Origin of the sequence: Bradyrhizobium sp. PRIMUS42 (assembly GCF_023006515.1) — a bacterium.
Taxonomy (GTDB): Bacteria; Pseudomonadota; Alphaproteobacteria; order Rhizobiales; family Xanthobacteraceae; genus Bradyrhizobium.
This window is the reverse complement of sequence record NZ_JALBGZ010000476.1, coordinates 1-5,063: the sequence shown is the minus strand read 5'-3', so window position 1 is coordinate 5,063 and position 5,063 is coordinate 1. Positions and strand designations below refer to the sequence as shown.

The 5,063-nt window shown below is 65.6% G+C and carries 4 protein-coding genes and 1 pseudogene; all 5 read right to left on the bottom strand.

Annotated elements, in window-relative coordinates:
* Window positions 1–2,376 (bottom strand): efflux RND transporter permease subunit (locus MOV75_RS27030; protein ID WP_247006903.1); only part of this gene is annotated, 2,376 nt, incomplete at its 3' end.
* Window positions 2,373–3,809: an efflux RND transporter periplasmic adaptor subunit gene (locus MOV75_RS27025; RefSeq protein WP_246926032.1), complete on the bottom strand. Its 1,437-nt coding sequence runs from the start codon at window positions 3,807–3,809 to the stop codon at window positions 2,373–2,375. The genes MOV75_RS27030 and MOV75_RS27025, both read right to left, overlap by 4 nt.
* A 79-nt stretch (window positions 3,810–3,888) precedes the next feature.
* The gene (locus MOV75_RS27020; protein ID WP_246926030.1) at window positions 3,889–4,281 is read right to left on the bottom strand and encodes a FixH family protein; all 393 of its coding nucleotides are present in this window, start codon (window positions 4,279–4,281) and stop codon (window positions 3,889–3,891) included.
* Between the two features lie 99 nt (window positions 4,282–4,380).
* Window positions 4,381–4,746, bottom strand: a complete 366-nt coding sequence (locus MOV75_RS27015) for a hypothetical protein (RefSeq protein WP_246926028.1) — start codon at window positions 4,744–4,746, stop codon at window positions 4,381–4,383.
* A 131-nt stretch (window positions 4,747–4,877) separates the two neighbouring features.
* Window positions 4,878–5,063 (bottom strand): annotated as a pseudogene (locus tag MOV75_RS27010) (tripartite tricarboxylate transporter substrate binding protein); the annotation flags it as partial.

Genomic DNA, 5,063 nt, shown 5'->3' with positions numbered 1-5,063 from the left:
CGCGACCTCGCCGAGCGGCACGGCGCCACCCGCCGGCATCGGCACCAGGATGTCGCTGGCGATCGCCTTGGGATTGTCGCGGAGGTCACGGGGATAGCGCATGTTCACCGTGAAGCGCTGCCGTCCCTCCACGGTCGTCGTCACCGTCTGACCGCCGAGCGCAGCCGCGATGGTGTCCTGAACGTCCTGGATCAGGATGCCGTAGCGGGCGAGCGCCTCGCGGTCCGGAACGATCTCGAGGTAGTAGCCGCCGATGCCGCGCTCGGCGTAAGCGGACGACGTGCCCGGGACGGTCTTGATCACCCGTTCGACCTGCCGCGCCAGCCGGTCGATCTCGACGAGGTTGGTGCCCATGACCTTGACGCCGACAGGCGTGCGGATGCCGGTCGACAGCATGTCGATGCGCGCCTTGATCGGCATGGTCCAGGCGTTGGAGACGCCGGGAAATTGCAGCGCCTTGTCCATCTCCGCAATGAGACTGTCGACCGTGACACCGGGGCGCCATTGCTCCTTCGGCTTCAGGTTCACCACCGTCTCGAACATCTCGGTCGGCGCCGGGTCGGTCGCGGTCGCCGCCCGTCCCGCCTTGCCGTAGACGGAAGCGACCTCGGGGAACGACTTGATGATGCGGTCCTGCGTCTGCATCAGCTCGGCCGCCTTGGTGACGGAGATGCCGGGCAGCGTCGTCGGCATGTAGAGCAGCGTTCCCTCGTTCAGCGTCGGCATGAACTCGGTGCCGAGCTGGCGGGCCGGCCAGATCGTGACGGCGAGCACGACGAGCGAGGCCAGGATGACCAGCGTCTTGGCGCGAAGCACGCCATCGATCACCGGCCGATAGATCCAGATCAGTAAACGATTGATGACGTTCCTGCCCTCCGGCACGATCCGGCCGCGGATGAAGATCACCATAAGCGCCGGCACCAGGGTGACGGATAGCAGGGCCGCAGCCGCCATCGAGAACGTCTTGGTGAACGCCAGCGGGCTGAACAGCCGTCCCTCCTGCGCTTCCAGCGTGAAGATCGGCATGAACGACACCGTGATGATCAGCAGGCTGAAGAACAGCGCGGGGCCGACTTCGGATGCGGCATCGATCAGGATCTGCACGCGCGACTGACCAGGCTCGGCGCGTTCGAGATGCTTGTGGGCATTCTCGATCATGACGATGGCGGCATCGACCATGGCGCCGATCGCAATCGCGATGCCCCCCAGGCTCATGATGTTCGATCCCAGCCCGAGCAGCTTCATGGCACCGAACGCCATCAACACGCCGACCGGCAGCATCAGGATCGCGACCAGCGCGCTGCGGACGTGGAGCAGGAACACGATGCAGACCAGCGCAACCACGACGCTCTCCTCGAACAGCGTATGCTTGAGCGTGTCGATGGCCGCGTAGATCAGGCTGGAGCGGTCGTAGACCGGCACGATCTCGACCGATTTCGGCAGGCTGCTCGCGATCTCCTTGAGGCGCTTTTTGACGTTCTCGATGACGTCGAGGGCATTGGCACCGAAGCGCTGCAGCACGATGCCGCTTGCGACCTCACCCTCGCCGTTCAGCTCGGTGATGCCACGGCGCTCATCCGGTCCGAGCTCGACATTGGCGACGTCGCGGAGCAGCACCGGCGTGCCATTGCTCGTCTTCAGGACGATGTTGCCGAGATCGTTGATGCTTTTGATGTAGCCCTTGCCGCGAATGACGTATTCGAACTCGGCGAGCTCGACGGTGCGCCCGCCGACATCGGCGTTGCTGGCGCGGATCGCCTCCCGGATCTTCTGCATGCTGATGCCGCGGTCGCGCATCCGCTGGGGATCGAGCACCACGTTGTACTGCTTGACGAAGCCGCCGATGCTGGCGACCTCGGCGACGCCTTCGGCCTTGGCGAGCGCAAACTTCAGATTCCAGTCCTGGATCGTGCGGGTGTCCGCCAGATTCAATTCCTTTGACAGGACAGCGTACTGGTAGACCCAGCCGACGCCGGTCGCATCGGGCCCGATGGTCGGGCTGACGCCGGCGGGAAGCCTGGACGACGCGCCGTTCAGGAACTCCAGGACGCGCGAGCGCGCCCAATAGATGTCGGTGCCGTCCTCGAAGATCACGTAAACGAACGACACGCCGAAAAACGAGAAGCCGCGCACGACCTTGGATTTCGGCACCGTCAGCATCGCCGTCGTCAGGGGATAGGTGACCTGGTCCTCGATCACCTGCGGCGCCTGGCCGGGATATTCGGTGTAGACGATGACCTGGGTGTCCGAGAGGTCCGGGATCGCATCCAGCGGAAGATGGATCAGCGCATAGAGACCGGCTGCGGCCGCAAAGCCGGTGCCGAACAGCACCAGCAGCAGGTTGCGCGCCGACCAGGCGATGATGCGGGCGATCATTTGTGATCTCCCGCCGCATGGCCAGGTTCGGAAGCCTGCGGCGCCGCCTCGGCAAAACCTTTGAACGCGGCCTTCAGATTGCTTTCAGCATCGATCAGGAAGTTGGCGGATGTGACCACCGCCTCGCCGTCCGCAAGTCCGTCCCGCACCTCGATGTAACCGCCACCGCGGCGGCCGAGCTTCACCTCGCGCGGCTCGAAGCGCCCCTCGCCTTTGTCGACGAGAACGGCCTGGCGCGTGCCGGTGTCGAGCACCGCGCTATCCTGGATGGCCAGGACGGGCGCGCTGTCGGCCGTGTCGATGTCGGCGTCGACGTACATGTCCGGCAGCAGCGCCGCGTCAGGATTGGCGAGCTCGATCCGGACACGAACCGTCCTTGTGTCGCGGTTCACCTGCGGATAGACGATTGCGATCTTGCCGCTGAAGACACGGCCGGAAAAGCTGCGCGCGCGCACTGCGACGGACTGCCCCACCGCGATATTGCCGAGATCGCGCTCGGCGACGTCGACCAGCGCCCAGACCAGCGAGGTGTCCGCAATCCGGAACAACACGTCGCCAGGATTGGCGCGCATGCCTTCGATCGCGCTGCGCTCGAGCACGATGCCGTCGCGCCGCGCCGACCAATGCACGGTGACGGGCGCGAGGCGCGTCCGCTCCAACTCGGCGATGACCTGCTCGGGGACGTCGAGATTGACCAGCCGTTGCCGCGAGCCGCGGCCGTACATCTCGACGCCACCCACCGTCTTGGAAGTGATCGTCGCGAGATATTCCGCCGCCGCGGAGGCGACCGCCGAACTGTAGATTTCCATCAAGGGCTGCCCCGCCTTCACGCGGGAGCCGGTGGTGACGTCGGCGACCTTCTGCACGAAACTCTCGGCGCGCATCGCGATCACCGAGACGCGGCGCTCGTCGAGCTGGATCGTGCCGGGCGCCTTGACCGAGACGCGGATCGCGCGCCGCTCGACCGGCTCGGATTTCACGCCGGTGCGCTGGATCTTGCCCGGCGAGAGCTTCACCGTGCCGTCGTCGACCTCGTCGCCTTCGTAGACGGGGACATAGTTCATCCCCATCGGATCCTTCTTCGGAACCGGAGAGGTGTCGGGCAGGCCCATGGGATTGCGGTAGTAGAGGATTTTTCGCGATGAGGCCGCCTGCGCTGGCTTCGATGCCGCCGCGACGGCCTGATCGTCCTCGTAGGCCGGCAGATAGTCCCGCCCGCACTCGTCCTTCTTCGGAGCGGCGGACCAGGACGGCGCGCCGCTGGGATCGCGGTAATAGAGCGGAACTCGGTTCGCCCCGGCCGCAGCGGGGGTCACCTCCGCATGAACGGACCAGCGCCCGTCGGTCGAGGACCGGTACGCGCCCAAGGAGTACGTCGCCAAGGCGAGGCCACCGCCCAGAGCGAGAATCGTCAGGAGACGCAGCGTCTTCATGGTGTGCATTCGCGCGCTCAGCGCGCGTCCAAGTAAATGGGAAAGGCAAGCTCGGACGCCGCGAACGGCGTCCGCACGCTCACTTGGTTGCCGTGACGATCACCTTGCCGGTGACAGTCTCCGGCTCGCCCTGCACCTTTGCCGACAGCGTGACCTGGTAGCGACCGGCCATCGGCAGGTCCGTCCTGAAGGCGTAGACGCCCGGCTCCTTCGACGGCAGCGGCGCCACGGCCGATTCCATCTCAGCCATTCCGTCCGGGGCCATGTCGACGCGGGTCTTGAAGATGACGGCGTCCGCCACCGGCTTGCCGGTCTGCTTGTTGGTCAGGCGAACCGAGAGCGTGACGTCGCCGCCCTTCTTCATTTGTGCATTGACGGGTTCGAAGGCGTAGTCGGCGGCGCCCGCCATCGCCGCGGCAGCGGCAAGCGAAAGGGTGGCGGCGAGCGCCGCTGTGCTGAATTTGGAAAGCATTGTCCTGTCCTCATGAATTGATCTCTCGCCGTGGCGCATGGCGCGCACGTCAGTCGTCGTCGCGAGCAGCCATGCCGCTCGCGCCTCAGCTCAGAGAGATCAGATTCGAGGTGGTCGGAAAGGAGGACTGCCGCGGGAGAAGGAGACGACCTGATCCGCGGGAATGGCGATCTTGCTCGCCGCTACGGCGACATGCCCGAAGGCGACGGGCCTGATATCATCGAGCGCAATGGTGCCGCCGACGCAGCAGAAGCCCATCCCGCATTTGTAACCGCCCGCGTTGGAGGCCGGTCCCTTCATGTCGGGGCAGCAATCGTCCATCGACATCTCGGCGTCGCCGCCCATCTGCATGGTCGCGTGCATGTCGTCCGACGACATGGCGAGGCTGGATGCGGACACGCCAACCGGCAGCATCGCCAGGGATATGGCGATTGCAAATGCCAGGATGGTACGGACGAACCGCATCGATATCGACTTACCCTTCGGGGCCGGAACACGTCCTTAGTAACATATCCCGGTGCCGGCGGCGCTTGTTGATCCGGATCAAGCATTCGTGAGCAGCGGCCGGGCGGTACCGGCCCGGCCGCCTGCCCGGCTCAGATCTTCGGGATCTTCGCCCGCTCGACCACGCCGGTCCATTTGGCGATCTCGGTCTCGATCAGCTTCTTCATCTCCTCCGGCGAGCTGCCGCGGACCTCGCCGCCGACGGCGGTCTCCAGGCGCTGCTTGAGCTCGGGGTCTGCGAGCGCCGCCAGTGTCGCGGCGTTGAGCGCAGCGATGAT

Excerpts from the sequence above, each read along its gene's own strand:
- MOV75_RS27015 (WP_246926028.1), bottom strand. The coding sequence starts at position 4,746 with ATGCGGTTCGTCCGTACCATCCTGGCATTTGCAATCGCCATATCCCTG.
- MOV75_RS27020 (WP_246926030.1), bottom strand. The coding sequence starts at position 4,281 with ATGCTTTCCAAATTCAGCACAGCGGCGCTCGCCGCCACCCTTTCGCTT.
- MOV75_RS27025 (WP_246926032.1), bottom strand. The coding sequence starts at position 3,809 with ATGAAGACGCTGCGTCTCCTGACGATTCTCGCTCTGGGCGGTGGCCTC.